We start from the raw sequence: 25,992 nt of genomic DNA, 5'->3' as shown, positions 1-25,992 counted from the left end.
TGTGGATTACTAAATTACACTAAATATTTAATTATCAAATGTAGGGCCACGCCTATTTTTCCTCCTTCCTGCGCACAACAAGGAACCAGTCGTGCTCCAGTGGCAGGTAACCATATTCATAACAAAAGCTGTAAACATTGCCTTTTTTGTTGGTATAGGTATGAGTAAGGTAATTAAACCGGAATCCCTGCTGTAGCAATTTTTCCTTATTGGTTTTCCCCATATCTTCCTGGCCAACCACATGCTCAAGGATCCTTCGGTTTTTGAGTAAAACATTATTGATATTTCTTACTGTGCTGCTACCAGAAGCCTTTAGTTGGTTGTTGTAGGCATTGCGGCAGTAATCGTTACAGAACTTTTTATCCGCCCTTCCCTGCAGGTTTTTATCGCAGGCAAGGCATTTCCGGGAAGAAACTGTCGGAAGCATCGCTAGTCTTTTTCCCAAGATAATCAATTCTATAACCGTGTACAAACGTTTAAAACGGTTGTAGAAAGCACCTGTTTAAACCCTTGGATCCCTTTTCCCGTTATTTGTTTTTGTTTGAAGAAAAAAGAAACAAAGCCCATCATAGGCCTTGTTTCAATAAAATACCTGGTTTATTCTTTAATCCCGGAAAGTCCCCTCTCTTTAGTTGCAATCAGGCAAAGTTGAAGGGAACGATGTGTTATACTCATTTTTGCTCCAGCAGTTGCCGCTGCCAGTAGCACCAATAGCCGGCCCCAGCCAAAGCAGGTCAGAAGCAAAGGAAGCAGGGAAAGAAGATGGCTGCGGATTCAAACCATTGTTTATTACCTGGTTGCTGACGACTTTCACATTATCAGGAACCGGATCAATGCCTGGTGTTGGACCAAGAATGCCTGTACTTACAACTGCAATACCCGTGTATTGATTGCCAGTTACATGGTTATCTGCAATCATCACATTGTCTGGTCCTAAAATCAAAATGCCAATACCAGCTGGAAGAATCGCTTCCAGTTCCGTAGGGTCGTTTTGCAGGTTTGTATGATTGTTATCGCGAACCTGGTTCTTTGTGATTGTAATGTTTGATGATTGCGGTACTGATTTCCCCGGAACAAGTAAACTCAAAATGCCCGCCGAGTTATCGTAGAGGTGATTTTTGTCAACGGTTATATCCGAAACGTTTTCTGTTTCGATGCCAATTGTGTTCGCATATGCTTTGTTTTGTGAAATAGTAATATTGGTTGATTCTCCCACAAAGATTCCCGTATCAGTATGTCCGGTAGACTCGCAGTGTTCGATGGTACCATTAGTGCAATACTGAACAAACAAGCCAAATTCTTCAGTGTTATTACCGATAGCAGTAACATGGGATAATGATAGCCCGTTTATTTCTTTGATTTCAACTGCCCTTTCTGTAAACCCCTGTACAGTAACGTCGCTCAGATTAAATCCATCAGCACCCTTTAGCACTTTGATGCCGATGTCTTTACCACCAGGATTTTCGATAACAACATCTCCCTCGCCGGATAATGTGATGCCGGGTTTGTCAAGCACAATTTTTTCCTTGTAAGTTCCAGGTCTGATTTTAATCACCGTGCCTGCTGCTGCAGCAGCAATTGCGGCCTGTATAGAACTTCCTGCTTGCACAACTACCGTGGGTGTTTTGGCGGTTATAGATTGCTTAAGACTATAAGCACCCATATCATCTGTTGGTGTTACAGATGTAATTTCTTTACGGCAACTGGTTATAAATAACAACGACGCCACAAAAAGACAGGCATAAAATTTCATTCCGGCGGTCAGGCAGTTGCATTGGCTTTGGTAACTTTTTTCTTGTTTCATGTTTTCGATTTTAAATGATAAACAATAGATACATTTCCTCACAAGTACATTTTCATAAAGCGAGGTATTTTGTTGACAGTATGTCTATCATCGATATTGGAATCTTTCAACGTGGTTATAAAACAATCATTTATATAGTTTGCGGATTACATTCTTTAAATAACTATCCAGGTAAAGCGGCCTTATTCATTCAGTGTTGATGGTTACCAACCATACATTGGCAAGTACCATCTAGTCTTCAACCTTATTTAACTACTGCTTCGATAAAGGTTATCAGCAAAACCAGGGACGGTTTCAATTCTGTTATAAAAGTAATTTCTGTGTTAAGCGATATATAATTGAATCCTGCCAATGATCTGTGGCTGGTTGCATTTTTTGCAACATGCCACAGTCTTTAGCATGTATAGTTGGCAAAGGCGGGTGTTGACATAAGTTGAGTTGGATACTTATTGCTGAATTGATCTAAATATTTTTTTCGAAAACTACATATCTCTTTAAAAAATTGGTGGCAGCATTTATTTCCTTATTCTAATAATAATCAATTGAATATCCGTGTGCAAACGTTTATAAACGGGTATAGACGAAAGCAAACGGTTAAAAACCGGGTATGGCTTTTTGGTGACCGCATCTTTGTCCTGTCAGCCGAACGGCGCCTGGCTGACTGAGATAAATAAATTTTTAATCGCTCCTTAAAATAATCAGGAGCACAAATTCAAGGTTATGTACGCACTTAAAAACAAAGTTCAACTGATTGGAAACCTGGGCAATAATCCTGAGATCAAAACACTCGATGGCGGTAAAAAACTTGCCCGATTCAGTGTGGCTACGCATGAAGTATATCGTAATACTAAAGGAGAAAAAGTTACAGAAACTCAATGGCACAACCTGGTGGCATGGGGTAAGGTGGCCGAAATAGCAGAGAAGTTCCTGACAAAAGGATCTGAAATTGCTATTGAAGGGAAGTTAATGAACAGAACATATAATGACAAAGATGGTGTGAAAAAATACTTTACCGAAGTGCAGGTAAATGAATTACTGATGCTGGGAGATAAGCCAGCTAAATGACCTGTTGGTGGCTTTTTATGTGCTGGTGGTGAATATTTCATCACCAGCTTTTTATTGCTTAATTATCAATTAAAATCATCTTAATTAAGCGTTTATAAACAGGTTTCAAGCCTTATTTGAACTATTTTTATAAGCAGAAGATCATGCAGAAAACAGACGCCTCCAACACTTTATTTAATCTTGCTGCCGACCTTGTTAATCACACTTCGCGCCATGTATTTATTACTGGTAAGGCAGGTACGGGTAAGACAACCTTCCTGAAGTATATTAAGGAGTCCACTCAAAAAAATGCCGTTGTGGTGGCCCCAACCGGAGTAGCAGCCATCAATGCAGGTGGTGTGACGATGCATTCGTTTTTTCAGCTTCCATTTGGACCATTTGTGCCTGGCACTGTGGGGGGATTTAATAATGACAATATCGCTACGGATAAACACAGCCTCTTTCGCAATATTCATTTCACTACAGCCAAAAGAGAATTACTGCAGGAACTGGAACTCCTGATTATTGATGAAGTAAGCATGGTGCGATGTGATATGCTTGACGCCATGGATACGATCCTGCGTCATTTTCGCAGGCAACCCTACATTCCATTTGGTGGTGTCCAGGTTATATATATAGGTGACCTTTTCCAGTTGCCCCCGGTAATCCCACAGCAGGAATGGAATATTTTGCAGAACCATTATGAAAGTCCTTTCTTCTTTGCATCGAAAGCTATAAAGGAAGCCCAGCCTCTGTACATAGAATTAAAAAAGATTTACCGCCAGAACGAACAGCATTTTATTGATATCCTGAACAGGGTACGCAACAATGTGCCGCTATCATCTGATCTGCATGAATTGAATAAAAAGTATGATCCAGGTTTCAGTGCACCAGCAGACCAGAAATACATTACCCTTTCTACCCATAACCGAAAAGCTGATGTGATCAATGAAGGTGAGCTGAAAAAGCTCCCGGGTAAATTGTATTCTTTTAAAGCAGAGTTATCCGGCGACTTCTCCGAAAAAGCATTACCTACCGAAATAGATCTGCAACTGAAAGAGGGTGCACAGGTAATGTTCATAAAGAATGATTCAGGAACAGAACGGAGATATTATAATGGCAAATTGGCTATTGTGAAGAAAATAGTCAACAACGAAATATTCATCACCTTCAATAATGGAGAGTCAGAACTAAAGCTGGAAAAGGAAACCTGGAAGAATGTTCGTTATAATTATAATAAGGAGAAGGATAATATTGAAGAAGAAGAGCTGGGGAGTTTTATCCAGTATCCTATCCGGTTGGCCTGGGCTATTACCATACATAAAAGCCAGGGCCTTACATTCGAGAAGGCAGTTATCGATGCCGGTTCTTCTTTTGCTGCGGGCCAGGTATATGTGGCACTCAGCCGCTGTACTTCACTAGAAGGATTGGTTTTGCATTCCCGCATCTTTCCCCATTCAATTGCTACTGATCCAAGGGTATTGGAATTTGCTCAAAAGGAAGCAAACGACGCTTACCTGGAAAATTTATTGAAAGAAGAGAAATTAAAATTCCAGGGTGATGCGCTGATCAAGGCCTTCAATTGGCAAAAGCCTGTGAAAGCAATATTGGAATGGAAAGAATTGATCCCCGGAAGAAAACTACCTAATGCCGAAGAAGCATTAAACCTCAATAAAGAAATTCTGGATAAGATAAGGCAACAGGCTGGCATAGCCGAAAAGTTTGTGGTACAATTGCAGCAGGTATTGATTTCAGGTAATACTGATCTTTTATTACAGCGGGTGAACAAGGCCATTCCTTACCTGGCAAAGGAAATGGTAGATGAAGTACTTCATCCCATGCAACAGCATCTTAGTTCCCTGCAATATGCCAGCAAGGTGAAAAAATATTATAAGGAAGTGCAGATGATAGAAGGAGTTATTCTATCTCATTTACAAAAACTGAACAATCTGCAGTATGGGAATATGCATTTCGTTACCTATGCCTTCGAATCAGTTGAACACAGAACAGTTGTCAAGGATTCCAGGAAGGTAAAGACGGAAAAAGGTGCCTCACACAGGGATAGCCTTACTTTATTCAGGGAAGGTAAATCGTTGACAGAAATAGCATCATTGAGAAACCTGGCGCTGGGAACTATCGAAAGCCATTTAGCCAGTTTTGTTTATAGTGGTGAAATAGATGTCCATGAACTGGTTTCTGAACCTAAAACGAAAGCCATCCTTGGAGTAATAGAAGATATGGGAATGACAGCAACATCCATCAGGCAAAAATTGGGAGATGAGTTCAGTTTTGGAGATATCCGTGCTGTTATGAATTATTATCGTCGTATAGAGGAACGAAAAAAAGAAACCGTTGACCCATCATAATATATTTCAAGTATCTATTCAATTATTTCTCGTCCTTTTCTTTTACAAATTCCAGTATATCAGCAGGCTGACAATCCAATACTTCACAGATCTTTTCCAGCGTAGAAAACCGGATAGCCTTTGCTTTTCCTGTTTTTAGTATAGATAGATTGGATAATGTTATATCAACTTTCTCTGCCAATTCAGATAGTGATATTTTTCTCCTTGCCATCATAACGTCCAGGTTCACTATTATAGGCATACTTATACAGTTAAATCGTTTTCTTCTTCCAGTTCTTTTCCTCTCTCATAAATGACTGCAATGATCAATATGACCAAACCTGTGATAAATCCATTACCTACGTCTGTCAGTAATTGAAATTGGGGAGAAGCTAAGGAATGATGCAAATAACTATTGAAAAGAAAATAGTCCAGGAGCTTAACGATATCAGTAAATATAAATAGCGAAGCCAGTGTTTTCAATCTTTTGATAATAGTCCCTTTAAATGGTTGTTTTAGATTGGTTTCTTTAAATATCTTTTTAAAATTCCACAAAATGCCCAACCCAATAGCCATGAATACCAATTTCATGATCATTGCATAATAGCCTATTGTTGACCTGGGTTCTATCACCACAGTATATTCATCAGCAACCCTTCTATATTTTAAAATACTATCCTGCGAATTAGTATATGGCTCCTCGGGATTAAGTAATCCGAAAGCCTTTACCTTATAGCTGTAAGATTTCTTTGTCATTTCAGTTGCTTTTTCATTTCCAGCTACTGAAGCTATTGAGGCTACCAGGAACAATACAGAGAATAACAGGAGTAGATAAAATAATACAGACACTGAAATACGCAGGAAGGAAAGAATGTATGTAGATCTCATCGTCATTGCTTTAAGGGTATAAAGCTATATACTAATTATCAATATTCAAATAATATTTATTGATAAACAATAAATATTATCCACTAATCAATAATACTTTGATTATTTGACAGATAAAAAAACCCTCCATTTGGAGGGTTTCATTCAAATATTTTTACTAGGTTATCTGCCCATAAATACCATTAATATTTGCACATCACTTGGATTGATACCGGATATGCGGCTTGCCTGGCCTAGGGTTCGTGGTCGTACCCTCAACAGTTTTTCCCTTGCTTCCGCTCCAAGTGCTACAATCCTTTTATAATCAAATTGCTCGGGTATCTCCAGGTCTTCCAACTGTTTCATTCTATCAACCAGGTCTTTCTCCTTATCAATATAAACCTGGTATTTCACTTGTATCTCAGCTTGCTCTATTGCCTCCGGCGAATACCCGTTTAATAACTGGTCAATAGTATTCACAGTAGAACGCATTTGGTCCAGGCTCACATTGGGTCTCAATACGATCTTTTCCACCCTTTGCTTTTCAATGATCGGTGCGCTGCTTATACTTTCAAAAAATGGATTTACTTCTGCTGGTTCAAGGCTTGTAGTACCCATCTTTTCCTTGATAGCTTCTACATCATGTTTCTTGTGAATCACTTTATCCATCCTTTCCTGGCTGGCTAAACCCATTTTATAACTCATTTCTGTTAGCCTGAGGTCAGCATTATCCTGTCTTAACAGGGTTCTGAATTCAGCCCTGGAGGTAAACATCCGGTAAGGCTCCTGTGTTCCTTTACTGATCAGGTCATCTATCAAAACACCTATATAGGCCTCGCTCCTTTTCAGGATGAAAGGCTTTTCATTTCTTGTCTTTAAGTGAGCATTAATTCCAGCCATTATACCCTGGCAGGCTGCTTCCTCATAACCGGTGGTTCCATTGATCTGGCCTGCAAAGAACAGATTTTCAACTTCCTTGGTTTCAAGGCTATAATTCAATTGGGTAGGTGGAAAGAAATCATATTCTATAGCGTACCCGGGGCGGAAGAACTTAACCTTCTCAAAACCGGGTACCTTTTTCAATGCTTCGTATTGCACTTCCTCCGGAAGGGATGTAGAAAAGCCATTCACATAGATCTCTACCGTGTTCCAACCTTCAGGTTCCACAAATAACTGGTGCCTATCCCTTTCAGCAAACCGGTTCACCTTGTCTTCTATACTCGGGCAATACCTGGGACCGGTTCCTTCTATCCTTCCAGTATACATCGGACTGCGATCAAAGCCTGTCTTTAATATATCATGTACTTCTGTACTGGTATAAGTAATCCAGCAGCTTCGTTGGGTTTTTGGCTTCTCCACATCGAGGTACGAAAACCCACCTATGATCTCATCCCCCTTTTGTTCCTCCATTTTTGAATAATCCAGCGAACGACCATCAACACGCGGTGGAGTTCCTGTTTTAAGCCTGTCACTTTGAAAACCAAGACTTACCAGCTGTTCTGTCAATCCTTCTGCTGCCCTTTCTGCTACTCTTCCGCCTCCAAATCGCTTTTCTCCAATATGAATTACCCCATTGAGAAAGGTCCCATTGGTTAAAACAACCGCTTTAGATCTTATTTCATGGCCCAGGCCAGTAATCACTCCTTTTACCTTTCCACCTTCAACGATCAACTGCCTGACCATATCCTGGTAGAATTCAACCCTTTCTGTTTGTTCCAGCATCTCTCTCCATTTCTGGGAGAACAACATCCTGTCGTTTTGAGATCTTGGACTCCACATCGCTGGTCCTTTAGAACGATTCAACATTCTAAACTGGATCATGGATGCATCTGACACAATACCCGAATAGCCGCCCAAGGCGTCTATTTCTCTTACGATTTGACCTTTTGCAATGCCTCCCATTGCAGGATTACAACTCATCTGTGCTATGGTTTGCATATTCATGGTAACCAATAGAACCGATGAGCCCATATTAGCAGCGGCCGCGGCAGCTTCACAGCCACCATGCCCTGCTCCTACTACTATAACATCATATTCTTGAAACATAAGTTTGCAAAGTTACCAACGTGTTCCACGTGAAACCTAGTTAAAGTTTTAATCCCTTGGTGATGTTGTTCCACGTGAAACATGCCATTTTCTTAAGTATTCTTCTTCCTTTTTTCTCATCAATTGGGACTGTTCTGCAGACTTATCCTTGTACCCACATAAATGAAGAGCTCCGTGAAAAATCACCCTGCATAATTCAGTCTTAAAACTAGAGTTAAACAAGGTTGCATTCTCCCTTACCCTTTCAATACTGATATATATATCCGACAATAAAGGTTCGTTTGCCTGGCTGTACTCAAACGTGATGATGTCCGTAAGTGTGTTGTGTTTAAGATGTGTCTGATTTAGAGTTAAGAGATACTCATCTGAGCAGAAGATATAATTGATGGTATCTAAACGCCTGCCCTCTCTTTCCAATAACTTCCTGATAAATGCTTTCAAAGAAGTTCTCTGTTCAAAATGAAAAGGATCAACCAGGTAGTGAAAATAGATTTGACCACTTAATGCTTTAGCCATAACTCAAAAATCGTAAACCTGTTGATTTTGATACTTTAGCTTTGAAATTATAATATGAAGTTGTCACAACTTAAACCTGGAGAAAGAGCAAGGATCAAGGAATTTGAGAGCCCGGACCTTGAGTTAAAACTGATGGAAATGGGCTGCATCCCCGGTGAAGAGATCGTTGTTGAACAGAAAGCTCCGTTAGGAGACCCTATCTCTGTCAGGGTAGCAGGATATTCCCTCAGTTTACGCATCAACGAAGCCAACCAGATCATTATTGAAAAGCAATAGATTGAATGTCAATTCTTTAAAATGAAGATTGGATTATACTTCGGTTCATTCAACCCCATACATGTAGGCCACCTGATCATAGCTAATCATATTCTTAATGAAACTGAACTTCAGAAGATCTGGTTTGTAGTGTCACCACATAATCCATTTAAGAAATCGGAAAGCCTGTTAAATGAATACGATCGCTTTCACCTGGTCCAGAAAGCAATTGAGGGAGACGACAGGTTAAAAGCATCTGATATTGAATTCAACTTGCCCAAGCCTTCTTATTCAGTGCATACACTCGCTTACCTGTCTGAAAAATATCCAACCTATCAATTCTCTATTATTATGGGTAGTGATGGATTTCAAAACCTGGGTAAATGGAAGAACTCAGAAATCATTATCAGGGACTACCCTATCATTATTTATAAACGACCTGGTTTTGAAGTAGAGAATACAATAGGTGCAAAACTCAACGTAATGAAAGCTCCCCTACTTGAAATATCAGCTACTCATATTCGTGAACTCATTAAGGAAGGCAAATCGATCAAATACCTGGTGCCGGCGGGTGTGGAAGAAGAGATCAGTTCTTTCAATTTCTTTAAGAAACTTCAGAAGAAATAACCCAATACTACACAGGCAATAACAATCAACGGAGCTGCTATCCTGGTAAACTGTAGTAAACAAAATGTAGTGATGATCACAGCAATGTTGATCAGGCTATTGGCACTTGTACCGACCAGGGAAATATCTTTCATGATGTAGAGTGTAGAAGCTATCATGATACCTACTACCGCGGCATTGATCCCTTCCAGGGACCTGTAAACAGCGGCATATTTTTTCAGGTTGTTCCAGATAGGAAAAAAGAAAAGTACCAGTAGTGCGGAAGGCAGAAATATGGCAATGGTTCCTATGATACAGCCAAGCACCTGCATATGCTTGCCTTCATCTTTCAAAGCCATTCCCCCTGTAAAAGATGCTATGGAAAATACCGGACCTGGAATGGCACGGACAATACCCATGCCTGTTGTCATGTCATCCTTGTCAATATCTATGATATTCCCCTTTGCCTGAGGCCTGTTTTCATAAATGATCTTTGGCCTTACTGAGTATTGTTCATACATCATAGGCATCAACACATGCCCTCCTCCAAAAACAAGGCTGCCCATCCTGTATGTGTTTTCAAACAGGTTTATTGGCTTTCTATGTGGCCAGTCATTCTTACGGGCCAGTTCACTCGTAGTTCCCGCAATAAGAAAGATGGCTGCAAAGAGCCAGATATTCCACCACTTGATTTTACTTGGTTTTCTCTCCACCTGTGGTATCCTCTTATGACTCAAATTAGTAGCTACCCCACCCAACACAATCAGTAGTGGAAAAATCCATGGAGAATTAAATAGAAAATAAGTGGCCACAACACCTACCAGCATGATGACCCAGGTGATCGTATTCTTGATGGATATACCAAAGGCCATCACAGAAGCATAAACAAGAAAGCCTACCGCAAGTGAAGGAATGAATTTGAAAATATTGGTATGCAGTGTCCCCTGGTCAATGTAATGAAGCAGGAAGGAAAAGGCTCCCATCAATATGCAGGCCGGCGCTATCCAGACCAACAACGTAACAACAGCCAATGGAACTCCTCCTCTTTTATACCCGATGAGTGTTACAGTCTGTGTGGAGGAAGCACCTGGCAATAAATTGCAAAATGCATTATACTCCAATAATTCCTCCTTGGTCACATAAGGAGTTTTATGCACAAACATCTTCATCATCATAGCCACATGTGCCTGTGGTCCTCCATAAGCAGTGATGCTATAAAAGAAAACATTCTTTAAAAATGGCACATGGCGATGCATCATAGCGGGGCTAAATTTATATAATTCATCTTAGCCCCGATAACACCCCTAAAAAGAATTCTTCAATTCTTAATTATACCGGACAATATTTTTCTTCAAAATGTAGCAGTCTTATTCTCATTTACCTAGGTGAAAAGATCTTTGTATGCTTAGATACTAACGCTGATACACAAACGATAAATGGTAATAAGATTAAAAACCTATTAAGAGATAAGCTAAGAGTAAATACTTATCAGGTCAAATGCTTAGTTTTTCATTGGTTCACTAGCTAAAGCTTGGAATAATTAGGTTATACTATACTGTTAGTAGTCCAGTGAGTTTATTAGATTCAATCCTATTATAAAACCCGTAACAACAAGAGTATTATGATGATAACTACTATGGAAGAATATATTTGCTTATTATAACGGGCAAGCCATTCAGGTAAATAAATATCAAAATTATCCCTGGTTGATGAAGAATAATTCCTGGCAACCAATGTTACAGGGCATATGTTTTTGAAGATGACCAGTACCAATCCCTCCAAAGCGATCAAGGATAAACCAATCCACACCCATTTATCTATTTTATTGATCAATACTGCGTAGAGCAGGTAAAATATAACAATGTTGAAAAATATCCAGATAGCAGTATGTACCAGTTTGATGAATACCAGTTTTTGATCATTATTCATCCAGGCTGTATTTATATCATTGATACAATGGAATTATATAATAACACCATCATAAATTATAATCCCAATTGGGCACTGATTTCCAGCATCCTGTCCAATGACTTTTTAGCCTGGATCCTTAACCCTTCCTCCATGATGATCTCTGGTTGCTCGTATTCCATGCACAGGTACACCTTCTCGAGCGTATTTCTTTTCATGTGAGGACAATCATTGCATGCACAGTTATTGTCCGGAGGGGCAGGAATAAAGGTTTTATCAGGCGATTGCTTCACCATCTGGTGCAATATGCCAGCTTCAGTGGCCACAATGAACTCAGTATGAGGAGTATTCCGGGAATAAGCCAGGAGTTGTGTTGTAGATCCTATAAAATCAGCCACTCTTAACACAGGTTCTTCACATTCCGGGTGGGCTATCACTTTAGCATTAGGGTGACGAACCTTCAGCCGGGTGATCTTTTCCAGGCTGAATATCTCATGAACCATACAGGCACCATTCCACAAAAGCATATCACGGCCCGTTACTTTATTCACCCAAGCTCCCAGGTTCTTATCCGGAGCAAATATAATTTTCTGGTCTGCAGATAGACTATCCACAATAGCCTTCGCATTGGAAGAAGTACATATGATGTCGCTTAATGCTTTGATACCTGCACTGCAGTTGATGTAGGAAATAACCAAATGATCAGGATGCTGCTCCCTGAACTTTTTAAACAATGGTGGCGGGCAACTTTCACTCAAAGAGCAGCCAGCCTTCAAATCGGGAATAACCACCTTTTTAGACGGATTAAGGATCTTTGCCCCTTCAGCCATAAAGTGTACGCCTGCAAAGACGATCATGTCAGCATCGGTCTTTGAAGCCTGCTGAGCGAGACCCAGCGAGTCGCCAATGTAATCGGCAATGTCCTGGATGTCGGGTTCCTGGTACAGGTGTGCCAGGATGATCGCATTCTTTTCTTTCTTCAATCTTTCTATCTCTGCAAAAAGGTCTAGCGTTGGATCAATGTCAACATCATAAAATCCTTTTTCGAGTATATCATTTTGAGTAATCAACATTTCCTTATCCATGTAATAATATATAGTATTCTATTTTATTTAATTAAACCTATTACTATTAGGGCTGTGAATTAGGGGATAACTAGCAAAATCAAAATTTGGTGAAATCATTTAACCCGCTTTATCCACAAAACACAATTGGTAATCCACAGCAAAGTTACCGAAGACAGTGTATTATCTGATTGTATTCACAGAATGTGGATTTCGATAGCTTGTATAAGAAAACACTGCTATGAGATTTTTTTGCTGTGGATTTTCTAAGGATAACCAGTGATTAACTAACAGAAAATTTCGGCCTCATGTAAAAAATTTAGTTGCCGTCCAAGAGTACACGTTTCATGTCACAGTTCCACGGAGTTTATCAACATTGAAATCAGGATATCAACATCAAAAAGTTATCATTTCCTGGATCTTTTTACATCCGTTCCAATGAGTGGAAAGTTGAAGCATTGAACTTTCCTCCACTCTCCTAAGTAAAAGAAACGGCTATTAATTGAATAAATAGAAATTCTCCGCTTTGCATGAAGTTCTCAAAATTTCTTTTTGATACATATATATATATGTATCATTTCAAAAGCTACCTTTTTCACTCCCCCGGTGCCTTCCTTATTTCTACCAACCTTCGCCCGGTTTCCTTTATAGCTAAGGTATAGCTGCGGCATAGCTACAGTATAGATACTGCGTGATCATCACGCAGTATCTATACCTTAGATAGGGCTGAGGTATAGCGTAAATAGGAAGAAGCATGGGAAAATGCCAGGAAATGCCCCGGTGCCGGGTTGTTTAAATCTGAAATTTATTCAAGCAATAAGATCAGTATTTTCTTTATTAGAAGTATATAAAAGACATATTATGTCCTCTTTTTTGATTGATCGCCAGCAAGCAATTGATCCAGGCTGCCTGGTTAAAGGTTTAAAATCCCTACCGTGGCAGTTCTTATATGTTATTTAATAAAGAAAAGGAGCTCTAAAATCTTGTTAAGTACACATTAAAACCCTTTAAAATTGGGGATTCCAGGGGTTTTCCACAATTTGTGCATACCATTAAATTCCCTATTTTCGCCATCCGTTTTTTAAAATAAGAACACCACCACTATGTCAGTTATTCAAAACATCAGGGATAAGTATGCACGTTGGGCTGTGATAGCGATTGCATTATCCCTACTGGGTTTCATTATGATGGATGCCTTTGCAGGCCGTACCGGTTTATTTTCAGGAGGAGGAAGCAACTCTGTGGGAAAGATCAATGGTAAATCTATAGATTACCAGGAATTTGCCAAGCGTGTAGATGCAACTGAAAAATTTCAGAAAGAGCAGGGCTATGACCAGGGAGATGCCGGTCGCCAGCAGATTGTTCAAACAGTTTGGGACCAGGAGATCAATGATGTGGTTTTGAACAAACAATATGAAGAGTTGGGATTGACAGTAAGTGAAAAAGAATTGAGAGATATATTATATGGAACCAACCCTCCTCAAGACCTGAAGCAACGTTTTGCAGATCCTAACACTGGGGTATATAATGGTGTGCAGGCTCAACAGTTTATCAGCCAGATCAAAAAGCAGGGAACACAACAGGATAAAGACCAGTTGAACCAATACCTGGAGTCATTGGAGAAAGACCGCCTGATGACAAAATATACTTCTTTGCTGGCTAACAGCATCTATTTTCCAAAATGGTTCATCGAGAAGAAGAATATTGATAACAGCCTGATGGCCAAAGTTTCTTTTGTTGCAGTGCCATATGCAAGTATTTCTGATAGCTCTGTAAAAGTTACAGATAAAGAGATCCAGGATTATATAGATAATCACAAAAAGGATTTCGAACAAAATGAAGAAACACGTTCCATTAACTATGTAACTTTTAGTGCAGCGCCGAATACACAGGATAGTGTTGCCACCAGGGCAGCCATCATGCAGTTGAAGCCACAGTTCGACACGCTGACCAATTACGAGAATTTTATCGCACGTAACAGCTCCATGCCTTTTTATGCCGGCTTTATCAGCAAATCAGCTATTCAGCAACCTAATAAAGATTCCATATTAAAAGCACCGGTAGGAACAGTTTATGGACCTTACCTGGATGCAGGTCCCAATGGAACCTACGTACTATCCAAAATTATTGATGAAAAAGTATTACCGGATACAGTGAAAGTGCGTCACGTGTTGATAGCTACCCAACAGCAAACACAAACCGGCGAAATGGTTCCTGTTCGTGAAGATGCAGTGGCCAAACATTTAATAGACAGTATTCAAACGCTGTTGAAGAACGGTAATCCATTTGACAGCCTGGTGGCTAAGTTTTCAGAAGACCCGGGAAGCAAAAGCACTGGTGGTGTATATGATAATGTGACGACTGGTAAAATGATGCCTACGTTCAATGATTTTATTTTCACCCATAAAACCGGTGAGACAGGTGTTGTCAAATCTCCATTCGGATATCATTTGGTAGAGATCCTTTCTCAGAAAGGTTCATCTCCTGCCTATAAAATAGCCTATGTGGCCAAGCCGATTGAGGCCAGCCAGGAAACAGATAATAATGCACAAAACGCCGCCAGCCTGTTTGCAGGTGACAGCCGTGATGAAAAATCCTTCAACCAGAATTGGGAAAAGAACCTGAAAGGAAAAGGCATTAATAAATTGACGGCTGCTGATATCAAGCCTTTGGATTTTGCTATCCAGGGCATCAATGGAACTTCAAGGAAATTCATCAAGGATATTTTTGAAGCAAATAAAGGCGAGGTTGTAGGACCAGAAAGAGTGGGTGATTCTTATGTAGTAGCCATGGTTACTGATATTTCGAAAGAAGGCATAGCCAGTGTAGCACATGCACGTCCTGCAGTTGAACCATTGCTGCGCAATAAAAAGAAAGCGGAACTGATCAAAAAGAATATTGGACAGGTAACTACCTTGGAAGCAGTATCAGCGAAAGTATCACAGCAGATTCAAACCGTTGACAGTGTGCGTTTCAGTGGTGCCAGCAATATGCTGGGTTATGAACCTAAAGTTTTAGGAGCTTCTTTCAATGCTGCCAACAAGGGAAAGGTAACTCAGGAACCAATCCCGGGCCAGGCAGGTGTATATGTATTAAGAGTGGATAATGCAACCACGGTGCCTGTAGAAACTGCAAGTATTGACGACCAGCGTAAAATGATGGAAAACCAGGCACGCCAGCGTATTATGAGCCAAATGCAATATGGTGGCGGCAATCCATTTATTGAGCCATTGAAAAAGTCAGTAAAAATAAAAGATAACAGGGCTAAGTTCTTCTAAAGACTAATTCCAGATCATATGTGAACCGCCCGGGACCCCGGGCGGTTTTTTATTGTCCCTGCGGAAAAAGGCATAACTGCTGTTACAATTGACCTTTAGTTTATGGATACAATGCCTATTGGCGATAGCTTAACCCTATTTACCATCCAATCATTTTAAATTTGTATTATGAGCGAAGTCATTGTAAATAAAGTAGCGGAGAGTGGTATCATCACGCTAAACCTGGAAAATTATATTCCGCATGATGAAATGGCAAGCTTTGACCTGAAGGATCATTTATTCATGGGAATGATATTGAAGGAAAAAGATTTCAGGGAGGCATTGAAGAACCTTGACTGGACTATTTACTCCGGCAAAAATGTGAATATTACCTGTACGGCAGATGCCATTATTCCGCTTTGGGCCTATATGCTTGTAACATCTTACCTGCAACCTGTTGCCAGGTATGTTTTTGCCGGCACTGCGGAGGAAATGTACAAACATCTTTTCCTGGAAAATATTGCTTCAATAGATATTGCTCCGTATACAGACCAACGCGTAGTCATTAAAGGTTGCGGCGATGTGACCCTGGATAGCTATACCTATACGGAGATCACCAGGCTATTAAGACCGGTGGTAAAAAGCCTGATGTATGGAGAACCATGCAGCACCGTTCCTATCTATAAAAAGAAATAAATGCGATCACTCACCTTGTTTTTTTTGCCCGTTTCTCTCTTTCTTGTTTCCTGCAGCAATAATGCTTCTACCGTTTCTGAAAAAGAAGAGCCAGGAGATACAGTCGAAACTGCAAAGGATATGGGTGTTCACCTGCAGCAACATTTCCCCAAACTTTTTGCTTTCTTTCAGCAGCAGGATACTTCATTTCCAATGAAAGGTTTTGAAGGTGGAGAGCTGGAACAAAAAGATATACCTGCATCAATGCCAATTGATACTGCACATTTGCAACCTTACTGGTCCTACCTCGCATTTAATAAGGACAGCTCAAAGGCTATAGATTATGTGAGCTATAATTATATATTGGTAAATAGAAGCGGTCGAACCAGTCTTGAACAAGGTGGTCCGGATTCTGAAGTTGCGATCTTAGACCTGAAGCAACATTCCCGGCAGCGCATTTTATATATGGGTTCTTCAGGTACGGTACTTGGAGCTGAATGGGATGGCAAAGATGTGCTGATAGCCGGAGCTGAAGACATGGGCGAAGAAAAGCTGAAACCAACTTTCTGGATCTATAATACAGAAACGGGTGCCATGGAAATTTATAATTATAATGGACTGGTAAGGGCAGACATTAAAAATTATACGGAGCAACAATTGAATGCAAGAACCGCTAAAACCATCCCCTCCTTCTAAATGCCCGCAACATCCACAGGGGTATCAATAACATAGCTGAAACTGAAATAATAAAACCCCATTTGTTATGCAGTAAAGGGATGGTCTCAAAGTTCATCCCGAAGATGCCACCGATAACAGTGGCCGGAGCCAGCAAACAGGTAACTACTGCCATCACCTTCATTACCTCGTTCATTTTGAGGTTCACATTATTGATATACAGGTCCTGCATGCTGATCATCACATCACGATAGTTCTCACTGAGGTCATAGGCCTGTATAATATGATCATAGACATCTTTAAAATATTTCGTGGTCCTCTCATCAAGCAACTGGTTCTCGCTGCGAATGATTCCGCTGACCAGGTCACGAACCGGGGCGATATTTCTTTTGAGCACAATTAGTTCCTTGCGCAGCATATTGATCTTGGCAAGTGAACGTTTATTACTATTCCGTATGATCTCTTCTTCCAGCATTTCAATGCTGTCGCCCAGTTTTTCCATAACGAAAAAATAACTATCCACGATAAGATCAAGCATGGAATAACATAGGTAATCAGCGCCTCTCATCCGCAGCTTGCTATTGGGCACTTTTAATTTTTCCCTTATGGGGTTGAATACATCTCTTTTAGGATCTTCCTGGAAAGTGATGACAAAATCTTTTCCCAGCACAATGCTTACCTGTTCATGTTCAACTGTATGTGTTTCCTCATTATAATACAGCATATTCAACAGGCAGTATAAAATGTTGTCCATTTCATCCATCTTCGGCCGCTGGTTCATACTCACGATATCCTCTATAATCAACGGGTGTATGCCATAGTGTTCCCCTATCAACTCCGTATCTTTTCTGCGTATGCCATCTATATTGATCCAGCTAACATGCTTGTTTTCTTTATAGGAAAAGCTTTGCTCTACATTGTGCAGGGTGCACTCGTCCAATGAATTCTCATCGTAATCATATACACGTACAAAAACATCCTCCGCATCTTTCCTGCTGATATTGGTAATGGGATTGCTGTTCAATATCTCCTTGGTACGATGTGTACCAAAAAGAGTATTAGGGATAAAATACCGGATATATTTCTCAGCCTTGATCATGCTGTTTATTTAAGGAAAGATAGCTAAAGGCAAAGAATTTCGATTGTCTTTTGATTAATACGACATAAGAAATGGCGCCGGTACACGGCGCCATTATGCTGGTATCAAAAATCTAAAGTAATGTAACTGCTGCCTGGTCAGAGCTTGCCATACAGTTCCCGCAGTTTTTCTCTTGTCATGATCTTTTCCCAATCCTTGCCAAGTGCGTTTTCCCATAATGGTTTCATACCCATTGCTACATTGATCATGGTATCAAATTGTTCTTCGGAAAGTCCCTTGCATATTCCCTGTGGTATATCTATGCCGTTCTTTTCAACCATCTTTTTAAATTCTGCAACTCCTTGGGGATAGTATTCTCCTATATGGTTCATCACAATGCAGTTGCCAATACCGTGTTTAGTTCCCAACAGGTAACTTAATCCATAACTTACAGCATGCGCTACACCAACCTGCGAATAAGCGATACTCATTCCTCCGGCATAGGAAGCCATCATGAGCATATCATCACATTCATCATCCCATCCATCTTTTTCCAAAAATACTTTTCTGCAAAGCTCCAGTGCTTTTTCACCATAGGCCTTGCTGAATTCATTCAGGTAGGTTCCTGTAAGGCTTTCGATGCAATGGATGTAGCAATCCATACCTGTATAAAAGCGTTGGTTGACGGGAGCATTCATGGTAAGCTCGGGATCGAGCACTATCTGGTTGAATGGCGTAAAGTCAGAGTTCATTCCCAGTTTTCTAGTAGGGCCTGTAAGTACTGTAGTGCGGCTAACCTCAGCTCCCGTACCACTTAAAGTTGGGATGCCTGCTTTATAAATACCCGGGTGCTTCACAAGGTCCCATCCCTGGTAATCTGCTGAAGAACCGGGATTGTTCATCATTAAAGAAACAGCTTTGGCCAGGTCCATAGTAGAACCGCCACCAATACCAATGATGCCACTGACCATTCCGAATTCATCTTTCAACTGGTCGGCTATGGAATCAACATAAGTGGTTTTGGGCTCGTAGGTAACATCCGCAAAGATGATCTTATCATTGCCCCTCACCGGAACACGGGTCACAAGTTCCTTGCCTTCAAAATAATGATCTACCAGGAAGATCATAGGCGCATCATTATTTCTTTGCGGTTGAATTATTTCATCTAACTGGTTAAAACTACCGCGGCCATAGACCACGTAATCCACCATTTTAAAATTTCTGAATTTCATAGCCTCAATTTCTTATTCGGGCAAATGTCGAAAACTATTACCATACTTGTTTTGACTTTAAAGAAAATTTGAACATCTTGGCCGATCAACCAAATAACTATGCCTCATTTTACCAAAACCCTGTTATTTCCCGGACGAAGCGCAGAAGATTTATTATCGATAGCCTATGGAACCTTTCGGGAGCTTTCATGGAATCTTAAGATTGCCGGTAATGACCAGGTAGTTGGGTATACAAACAGCAAATGGAAAAGCAAGGGGGAAGAAATCATTGTAATAGCAGAACATGAAAAAGTTATTATAATGAGTAAGATGGTCAACGGCGAGCTACTTGACATCTTACAAAAGAACAAGCGAAATGTTACACGTTTCCAACAAGCAATTGAAAACTTGGTACAGGACGCAGATGTGCAGCAGTTAGAAAACTGGACTGGTGAGTTGTCTGCATTACAACAAGAAACATTCCTGGTAGCTGAACAGGAAAAGGAAGAGCGCATGGAAGTGGAAAGAATCATGAAACTATCATCAGGCTCCCGTTCAATTACCTACTTTCTTATTGGAACCAACGTCCTGATATTTTTACTTATGTGGATCACTGGCGCCAGTATATGGGAGCCGACCACTGATGTACTTTTAAAATGGGGTGCTAACTATAAACCAATGACCACAGGTGGTGAGTGGTGGAGATTATTTACATGCATATTTGTGCATATTGGAATTGTACACCTATTACTCAATATGTATGCGCTATTGATGATCGGAAATTACCTGGAGCCAATGCTTGGTCGCCTGCGTTTTACGGTGGCCTATGTTTGTACAGGAATCTTTGCCAGCATAACAAGTTTGTGGTGGCACCAGGAGCCTATAGTGAGTGCAGGTGCGTCAGGAGCCATCTTTGGATTATATGGTTTATTCCTGGCCTTGTTAACAACTAACCTGATTCCTCACTCTGCCAGGAAGGCTTTGCTACAAAGCATTGGGATCTTTGTACTCTATAATATTACTTATGGACTTCGTTCGCAAGCCGTAGATAACTCTGCCCATATTGGCGGCCTGCTTAGCGGACTGGCAATAGGCTATTTATACTTTTTTACTATTAAAACAGGGGCCAGGCTAAAAACCAGGACAACCCTTGTTGCTATTATTTCCACAACTGTGATTTTCGGTTGTTTATACCTTATGAATTCAAAGGACGATTCGTTGGTTTACCAACAACATGTTGAAAAGATTGTAGGCATTGAAGCAGAAGCAATGAAGCCCCTGCGGAATATTAAAGATCCTATGCTGTTGAAAGAGGTGGCTACGGTAACACAACCTAAATGGCAGGAGGCTAAACATTTATTGGAAGAAACCAGGACGTATAAGCTTGATGATAAGTTGGCGAGTCACAGGAAAATGCTTGAACAATATGTTGATCTGCGGATAAAGCAGACAGACCTTATAATTATTGCACTTCAGGGCCATGAAAATGTGGATAGTGAATTAAACAGGTATACGGAAAACATCAATGCATTACTTGAACAGATTCAAAAGTGACAGGTACTGATATTTAAGATCTTGAATACATAAAATATCGAGGTAATGCCTGGCAAAAGCAAATTTCCCCGATAGCAAGTGTTGGTCTAATAAATTACAATAGCTGCGCTGCTCTTTCCAGGTCCTCCGGAGTGTCAATTTCCACACCCATAAAACCTGTTTCTACCATCCTGATAGGTATGCCGTTCTCAAGGTAGCGCAGGCATTCGATCTTTTCGGCATCTTCCAATGGCGAAACAGGCCATGAAGTAAAGTCCAGCAAGGCTTGCTTGCGAAAAGCATATACGCCTATATGCTCGTAATAAACAATAGGAATATTCTTATTTCGCGGATAAGGAATAATGCTGCGGCTAAAGAAAAGTGCGTTGCTGTTCTTATCAATACAAACCTTTACATAGTTGGGATCAGCAATAAGGTTTTCATCTTCCAGTATCTGCATCAGGGAGCCTACCTGCACAGAAGGATCCAGGAATTGTTGTAGTAGTTTTTCAAGGTGTTCTTTTTTCACAAAAGGTGTATCTCCCTGCACATTGACAATGACATCAACCTCCAATGATGCTGCGGCTTCGGCAATGCGGTCACTTCCACTTTCATGTTCTTTTTGACTCATCAAGGCCTTACCACCATTACCCGTTATCTCGTTGTAAATAATATCGCTATCAGTTACTACAACAACTTCATCAAACAATCCCGTTGCCATCGTAGCATCATAGGTATGCCTGATCACAGACTTGCCTTTTAATATAGCCATCAGTTTACCATTGAACCGGGTGGCCCCATAACGTGCCGGGATCATTGCAATTATTTTCATGTCTGCTATGTTGGTGTAAGAACGCTGCAATTTAGGCGAGTCTGTGAGAATCAAAAAACAATAAGATCAACGGTGCATTTCCTGGAAAGGCTTTCGAAGCAACATGCCAAGGTTTTCATCCTGTTCATTGGCATAATAAGCATCAAGGCCATAGCGAATTTCCGAGGCATCCAGTTTTTTATAGGTGCCCAACAGGCGGTCCCAGACAGAAAATACAGCGCCATAATTACTATCAGTGTAAGGTTGTTGCCAGTGATGGTGCACCTTGTGCATGGCAGGAGAGACGATGAGGAAACTCAATGGTTGATCCAGCCACCGGGGCAGGTGAATATTGGCATGTGTGAATTGGGTGGATAAGACCAACACTGTCTGGTAGATCATCACGGCATACATCGGGGCACCAGTAATAGCAATGGCCACCAGGAAAAAAAGTCCCCTGAGTACGCTTTCAATAGGATGATGTCGAAGCCCGGTTGTTACATCTACATTATTATCGGAATGGTGTACTACGTGAAACTTCCATAGGGGATATACTTTATGTTGTACCCAGTGTACCAGCCAGCCGCCAAAAAAATCGAGGACCAAAAAGCAAATGATGATGGTCCATAAGGTGGAAGCCTGAAGCCAGTAAACCAGCCCAAGGCCGTTGGCCTTACTTATGTCGGAAAGAAGAACGATGATGAATGCAAAGGCTGTATGTATTACCAGGTGAACAATAGTGAAGGTGAGGTTCACAGAAGCATGGCGCCACTTTGTTTTTTTATATTGAAGCGACAGGAAAGGAATGGCACCTTCCAGTAGCCATAAAAGCATCATACCTCCTACTAAAAAAAACATTCTTTGGGCAGGGTGTTTTTCGAGCTCCTGGAAGTAGTCAAGTATGTTTTGCCACATAGCTTAAAGTTAATAAGAACCGGCAGCTTTCATTCGGAATAATGAAGGTAGGTGAGTCACCTATTAAGGTAATTCTTTAAAATCATAGCCGCAGTCTTCGCACTGATAGACTTTTTTAACTTCCATGGAATGCCCGTTCAATATCATGCTGATGATGGCCGAAAGCCTGCATGTATGTTGCCGGGTTATGCTTACTACTTTAAGTTTATGTGATTTGCATACCGGGCAGGGGATGGTTTTCAGGTAATCGAGTTCGGCCTGCTCCATCATGTCCCAGGCTCTTTCCGCCTGGCTATGGTAAACCATTAATTTGATACCGCCCAGTGCAGGGGTTAAAAGAGGGTCAACAGTTAAAATGTGTTCATCTTTAAGATGGCAATTGATATCCTTGTGCTGAAGCATGTTCAGTACTATGCGGGCTTCGATATAATTGTCAAATGAGCGAAGTTCTACATAATCCATACCTCTGATTTACACGGCCGGAGGGTTTGTAAGTAGTAGCAAATAAATTGCCGGGCTTGTGGGCCCGGCAAACAATTAGTAAAAATACTCTTAATTATAACATTGGACCGGGTCCTGTCTTATTGATTCAACATTAATGGCATTACCAGCATTAATACATCTTCACTGTCATCCATTTCAGTTGGCTTAATAATCCCAGCTTTGGTAGGAGTAGATAGCTCCAGTCTTACTTCCTCACTATCTGCTGCATTCAGCATTTCTATCAGGAAGCGGGCATTGAATGCAATGGTAATATCTTCTCCATCATATTGGCATTTCATCCTCTCATTGCCTTCAAAGCTGAAGTCAACGTCCTGTGCAGCTAACTGCAGTTCACTGCCGCTGATATTCAGCGCCACCTGGTTGGTGCTTTTATTACTGAATACGCTCACCCTGCGCAACGCACTTTGAAAATCATTTTTAGTAACAACCATTTTATAAGGGTTGTCGGAAGGGATCACCACTTTATAATCAGGGAACCTGGCATCTATGAGCCTACAGCTCATTTGGGTAGTGCCGTGCTTTACAAAAAGATGATTGGAATTATAACTTAACGTGATCTCATCTTCATTATCAGGAAGTGCAGATTTTAAAAGGTTTAAAGGCTTGCGGGGAACAATGAAAGATTCCGCTTTAGGACAACTTACATCTGTTCTTTTATACCGTACCAGGCGATGGGCATCTGTAGCCACACACTGTAAATAATCCTTATTTAATTCAAAAAAGACTCCTGTCATGGCTGGCCTGAGGTCATCATTACTTACAGCAAACAATGTTTTATTGATAGCAGTGACCAGGGCAGTAGCTGTCATGGTAAAGGATGTGGTATCATCCGCGGTAGGTTCTTTGGGGAAGTTATCAGGATTTTCACCCATAACCTTGTATTTACCGTTATCACTGGTGATCTCCACCCCAAAATTCTTATCAATATTAAAGGTTAGTGGCTGGTCGGGGATGTTCTTCAGGGAATCCATCAGGATCCTGGCAGGGATACAAACCTTTCCTGTTTCTTTGGCTTCAATATCCATCTGAATCCGCATGACGGTCTCCAGGTCAGTGGCTACCACGGTAAGCTTATTCTTATCTACTTCAAATAAAAAGTCCTCAAGAATGGGTAATACAGTATTGGCATTGATAACTCCGTTGATATGCTGCAGCTGTTTAAGCAGTTGGGAAGAAGAAACAATAAACTTCATGTTCTGGATTGTTTGAAATAAGTGTGGCGAAACTAATCATTTTTAGTGGACAAAATAGTTCCGTTGATAAGTTGGGCGGAGGAAGCTAAAGGCCTATGGTATAACCATTAACACATACAATAGATTCACCTCGCGGGAGGCAATGAGTAAACCTGGAGTAGTGTTTTATTGTTATACTTTGTATGGAATCCGGATATGGATATATTATTTTCAATAAATCGGTAGTATTTAATGATTTATACAGCTTTCGCGGCCCATGTTTTGAATAGAGTAAATTGCTTGTTTTGTTTAGAATAATGTTGAGACCGATTTAGAAAGTTTTCTGTTAGGATATTTGCTAAATCTAAGAGACTATAAAGTATGCTGGATAAGATATTTAGCTGGTCAAAGAAAAAGCCTGAAGAAGAAGTGCAGCCCCAAATAATTTTTGGACGTTATTCGGACAACAATAAATCTGTAGCCAAGGTAGAAAAATGGAATGCAGCGGATAACCTGTTCAAGGAAAAGAAATACTATGAAAGCATCGCTGCGTTTTTTGAATACCTGTCTGATGATGAGCTGGGCAACGTGAGTCATACACAGGCTGGAAATAAGGGGACCTTTGAATTTTACCAGGGGTCAAAGATCATCAGGGGTCATTATGATGACAAGTTATTTGAAGCAGAGGGTTTGCTGGCCACCATGCCGCAACCAAGCGTACCTGTCATGCGTCGTCTGCTGGAAATGAATTTCACCTTGTATTATAGCCGGTATGCTATCAATGGTGATAATATTTCCATGCTTTTTGACAGTGATATCCAGACAGCCAATCCCAGTAAACTATATTATGGCCTGAAGGAACTGGCCACCAAAACGGACAAACAGGATGACCTGCTGGTTCAGGATTTTACTTCTTTAAAAGCTATAGATACAGAGCACCTGCAACCCATTCCGGAAGAGGAAAAGGCAGTCAAATACCAATACTTTAAAAAATGGATCGAGGACACACTGGCCCTGATCAATGGTGTGGACCAGGATAAATATTCAGGGGGCATAGCTTATTTGTTGTTGGCGCTAGCCTACCGCATCGATTATTTGGTAATGCCCGAAGGCAAGCTATTGCTGGCATTGGAAAAGATCGTGGAGATCTATTTTAGAAAGGATGACAGGCCTGTAACGGAAAAGAACCAGGAAATGATAGACGGCTATCAGAAGCTGCTGGAAAAACAAAAAGAAGACTTTTTTCCTTACCTGTTCCGATCAAAGTACACGTTTTCCATTGTGACGCCTCAAAATTATAAGACCATTGCAGATGCCATATACAATGCCAACCAGAATGTAGCCTGGTATAAGGATAATAAATTACCTGGCATTGCTGCCCAGATCAGTGAATATGGGCTTTCCTATTGCCAGTATTCCTATAGTCTTCCCCGCCCCATCACGGAATATTTTCATTTATTCATGATGATCAATTACAATGATTTTTTCAGGGATATTGGATTTAAAGAAGAATACTACAAGAAAGAAACCGGGGAGTATAACCGTGAACTGATCTTCCAGAGAATCGAAGAAACAGAAGCAAGGTGGAGAGAGAAGTATCCTGAATTAAAGTTCAAAACGGACAAGTTGAAGTTTGACAACGAGGTGGCCTTCAACCAATCTTTTACCACCGAGATAGAATACCTGAATCTAGAAACCAAATAAGA

General features: G+C 40.6%; 24 protein-coding genes. 9 read left to right on the top strand and 15 right to left on the bottom strand.

The window, feature by feature from the left end; translation table 11 throughout:
- Positions 1 to 52 precede the first annotated feature (52 nt).
- Complete coding sequence (locus tag BP74_RS12625; protein ID WP_496374649.1) at positions 53 to 427, bottom strand: hypothetical protein; 375 nt, start codon at positions 425 to 427, stop codon at positions 53 to 55.
- Between the two features lie 201 nt (positions 428 to 628).
- Entirely contained in the window at positions 629 to 1,804 is a 1,176-nt protein-coding gene (locus BP74_RS12620; protein WP_496374647.1) for a right-handed parallel beta-helix repeat-containing protein, read from the bottom strand.
- A gap of 720 nt (positions 1,805 to 2,524) precedes the next feature.
- Here BP74_RS12620 and BP74_RS12615 point away from each other — a divergent pair.
- On the top strand, positions 2,525 to 2,869 hold the full coding sequence (locus tag BP74_RS12615; protein ID WP_496374645.1) for a single-stranded DNA-binding protein: 345 nt from the start codon (positions 2,525 to 2,527) through the stop codon (positions 2,867 to 2,869).
- 143 nt (positions 2,870 to 3,012) lie between these two features.
- On the top strand, positions 3,013 to 5,214 hold the full coding sequence (locus tag BP74_RS12610; protein ID WP_496374643.1) for a helix-turn-helix domain-containing protein: 2,202 nt from the start codon (positions 3,013 to 3,015) through the stop codon (positions 5,212 to 5,214).
- Between the two features lie 22 nt (positions 5,215 to 5,236).
- On the opposite strand, the gene BP74_RS12605 is transcribed toward BP74_RS12610, so the two are convergent.
- From BP74_RS12605 to ybeY, 4 genes are all read right to left on the bottom strand, one after another.
- Positions 5,237 to 5,455: a helix-turn-helix domain-containing protein gene (locus tag BP74_RS12605; RefSeq protein WP_496374641.1), complete on the bottom strand. Its 219-nt coding sequence runs from the start codon at positions 5,453 to 5,455 to the stop codon at positions 5,237 to 5,239.
- Between the two features lie 2 nt (positions 5,456 to 5,457).
- On the bottom strand, positions 5,458 to 6,081 hold the full coding sequence (locus BP74_RS12600; RefSeq protein ID WP_496374639.1) for a DUF2975 domain-containing protein: 624 nt from the start codon (positions 6,079 to 6,081) through the stop codon (positions 5,458 to 5,460).
- A gap of 162 nt (positions 6,082 to 6,243) precedes the next feature.
- Positions 6,244 to 8,106: a tRNA uridine-5-carboxymethylaminomethyl(34) synthesis enzyme MnmG gene (gene mnmG / locus BP74_RS12595; protein WP_496374637.1), complete on the bottom strand. Its 1,863-nt coding sequence runs from the start codon at positions 8,104 to 8,106 to the stop codon at positions 6,244 to 6,246.
- A 48-nt stretch (positions 8,107 to 8,154) separates the two neighbouring features.
- Positions 8,155 to 8,622, bottom strand: a complete 468-nt coding sequence (ybeY, locus tag BP74_RS12590) for an rRNA maturation RNase YbeY (RefSeq protein WP_496374635.1) — start codon at positions 8,620 to 8,622, stop codon at positions 8,155 to 8,157.
- A 54-nt stretch (positions 8,623 to 8,676) separates the two neighbouring features.
- On the opposite strand from ybeY, the gene BP74_RS12585 reads away from it, so the two are divergent.
- Together BP74_RS12585 and nadD are read left to right on the top strand one after the other, a co-directional pair.
- Positions 8,677 to 8,898 (top strand): FeoA family protein, encoded by a 222-nt coding sequence (locus tag BP74_RS12585; protein ID WP_496374633.1) that lies wholly within the window; start codon positions 8,677 to 8,679, stop codon positions 8,896 to 8,898.
- Positions 8,899 to 8,919: 21 nt separating this feature from the next.
- Entirely contained in the window at positions 8,920 to 9,504 is a 585-nt protein-coding gene (nadD, locus tag BP74_RS12580; protein ID WP_496374631.1) for a nicotinate (nicotinamide) nucleotide adenylyltransferase, read from the top strand.
- Here the strand turns inward: nadD and BP74_RS12575 are convergent.
- From BP74_RS12575 to nadA, 3 genes are all read right to left on the bottom strand, one after another.
- On the bottom strand, positions 9,492 to 10,742 hold the full coding sequence (locus BP74_RS12575; RefSeq protein ID WP_496374629.1) for a chromate transporter: 1,251 nt from the start codon (positions 10,740 to 10,742) through the stop codon (positions 9,492 to 9,494). The two genes, nadD and BP74_RS12575, sit on opposite strands and share 13 nt — an antisense overlap.
- 334 nt (positions 10,743 to 11,076) lie before the next feature.
- Positions 11,077 to 11,412, bottom strand: coding sequence for a hypothetical protein (locus BP74_RS12570; protein ID WP_496374627.1), 336 nt, complete (start codon positions 11,410 to 11,412; stop codon positions 11,077 to 11,079).
- Between the two features lie 56 nt (positions 11,413 to 11,468).
- Positions 11,469 to 12,476, bottom strand: coding sequence for a quinolinate synthase NadA (nadA, locus tag BP74_RS12565; RefSeq protein WP_496374625.1), 1,008 nt, complete (start codon positions 12,474 to 12,476; stop codon positions 11,469 to 11,471).
- Positions 12,477 to 13,558: 1,082 nt separating this feature from the next.
- On the opposite strand from nadA, the gene BP74_RS12560 reads away from it, so the two are divergent.
- From BP74_RS12560 to BP74_RS12550, 3 genes are all read left to right on the top strand, one after another.
- Positions 13,559 to 15,733 carry a peptidylprolyl isomerase gene (locus BP74_RS12560; protein WP_496374623.1) on the top strand — a complete coding sequence of 725 codons (2,175 nt, stop codon included), beginning with the start codon at positions 13,559 to 13,561 and terminating at the stop codon, positions 15,731 to 15,733.
- A gap of 168 nt (positions 15,734 to 15,901) precedes the next feature.
- Positions 15,902 to 16,408, top strand: a complete 507-nt coding sequence (locus BP74_RS12555; protein ID WP_496374621.1) for a DUF2480 family protein — start codon at positions 15,902 to 15,904, stop codon at positions 16,406 to 16,408.
- A complete protein-coding gene (locus BP74_RS12550) occupies positions 16,409 to 17,083 on the top strand; it encodes a hypothetical protein (protein ID WP_496374619.1) in 675 nt (224 codons plus the stop codon).
- Here BP74_RS12550 and corA read toward each other — a convergent pair.
- Together corA and BP74_RS12540 are read right to left on the bottom strand one after the other, a co-directional pair.
- A complete protein-coding gene (gene corA / locus BP74_RS12545) occupies positions 17,061 to 18,161 on the bottom strand; it encodes a magnesium/cobalt transporter CorA (RefSeq protein ID WP_496374617.1) in 1,101 nt (366 codons plus the stop codon). The two genes, BP74_RS12550 and corA, sit on opposite strands and share 23 nt — an antisense overlap.
- A gap of 137 nt (positions 18,162 to 18,298) precedes the next feature.
- Positions 18,299 to 19,372 carry an iron-containing alcohol dehydrogenase family protein gene (locus BP74_RS12540; protein ID WP_496374616.1) on the bottom strand — a complete coding sequence of 358 codons (1,074 nt, stop codon included), beginning with the start codon at positions 19,370 to 19,372 and terminating at the stop codon, positions 18,299 to 18,301.
- Positions 19,373 to 19,471: 99 nt separating this feature from the next.
- Between BP74_RS12540 and BP74_RS12535 the strand changes: the two genes are divergently transcribed.
- Entirely contained in the window at positions 19,472 to 20,905 is a 1,434-nt protein-coding gene (locus tag BP74_RS12535) for a rhomboid family intramembrane serine protease (protein ID WP_496374614.1), read from the top strand.
- A 94-nt stretch (positions 20,906 to 20,999) separates the two neighbouring features.
- Here the strand turns inward: BP74_RS12535 and kdsB are convergent, their stop codons facing one another.
- The 4 genes from kdsB to dnaN all read right to left on the bottom strand — a co-directional run bounded on the left by kdsB (position 21,000) and on the right by dnaN (position 24,307).
- Positions 21,000 to 21,716, bottom strand: a complete 717-nt coding sequence (gene kdsB / locus BP74_RS12530) for a 3-deoxy-manno-octulosonate cytidylyltransferase (protein ID WP_496374612.1) — start codon at positions 21,714 to 21,716, stop codon at positions 21,000 to 21,002.
- Positions 21,717 to 21,782: 66 nt separating this feature from the next.
- Positions 21,783 to 22,610 carry a sterol desaturase family protein gene (locus tag BP74_RS12525; protein WP_496374610.1) on the bottom strand — a complete coding sequence of 276 codons (828 nt, stop codon included), beginning with the start codon at positions 22,608 to 22,610 and terminating at the stop codon, positions 21,783 to 21,785.
- A 63-nt stretch (positions 22,611 to 22,673) separates the two neighbouring features.
- Positions 22,674 to 23,072: a putative signal transducing protein gene (locus BP74_RS12520; RefSeq protein ID WP_496374608.1), complete on the bottom strand. Its 399-nt coding sequence runs from the start codon at positions 23,070 to 23,072 to the stop codon at positions 22,674 to 22,676.
- 119 nt (positions 23,073 to 23,191) lie between these two features.
- On the bottom strand, positions 23,192 to 24,307 hold the full coding sequence (dnaN, locus tag BP74_RS12515; protein ID WP_496374606.1) for a DNA polymerase III subunit beta: 1,116 nt from the start codon (positions 24,305 to 24,307) through the stop codon (positions 23,192 to 23,194).
- A gap of 360 nt (positions 24,308 to 24,667) precedes the next feature.
- Between dnaN and BP74_RS12510 the strand changes: the two genes are divergently transcribed.
- Complete coding sequence (locus tag BP74_RS12510; RefSeq protein WP_496374604.1) at positions 24,668 to 25,990, top strand: type III secretion system chaperone family protein; 1,323 nt, start codon at positions 24,668 to 24,670, stop codon at positions 25,988 to 25,990.
- Positions 25,991 to 25,992 lie beyond the last annotated feature (2 nt).

The organism is Flavisolibacter ginsengiterrae DSM 18136 (genome assembly GCF_059568575.1).
This window is presented reverse-complemented; position numbering and strand designations above follow the sequence as displayed.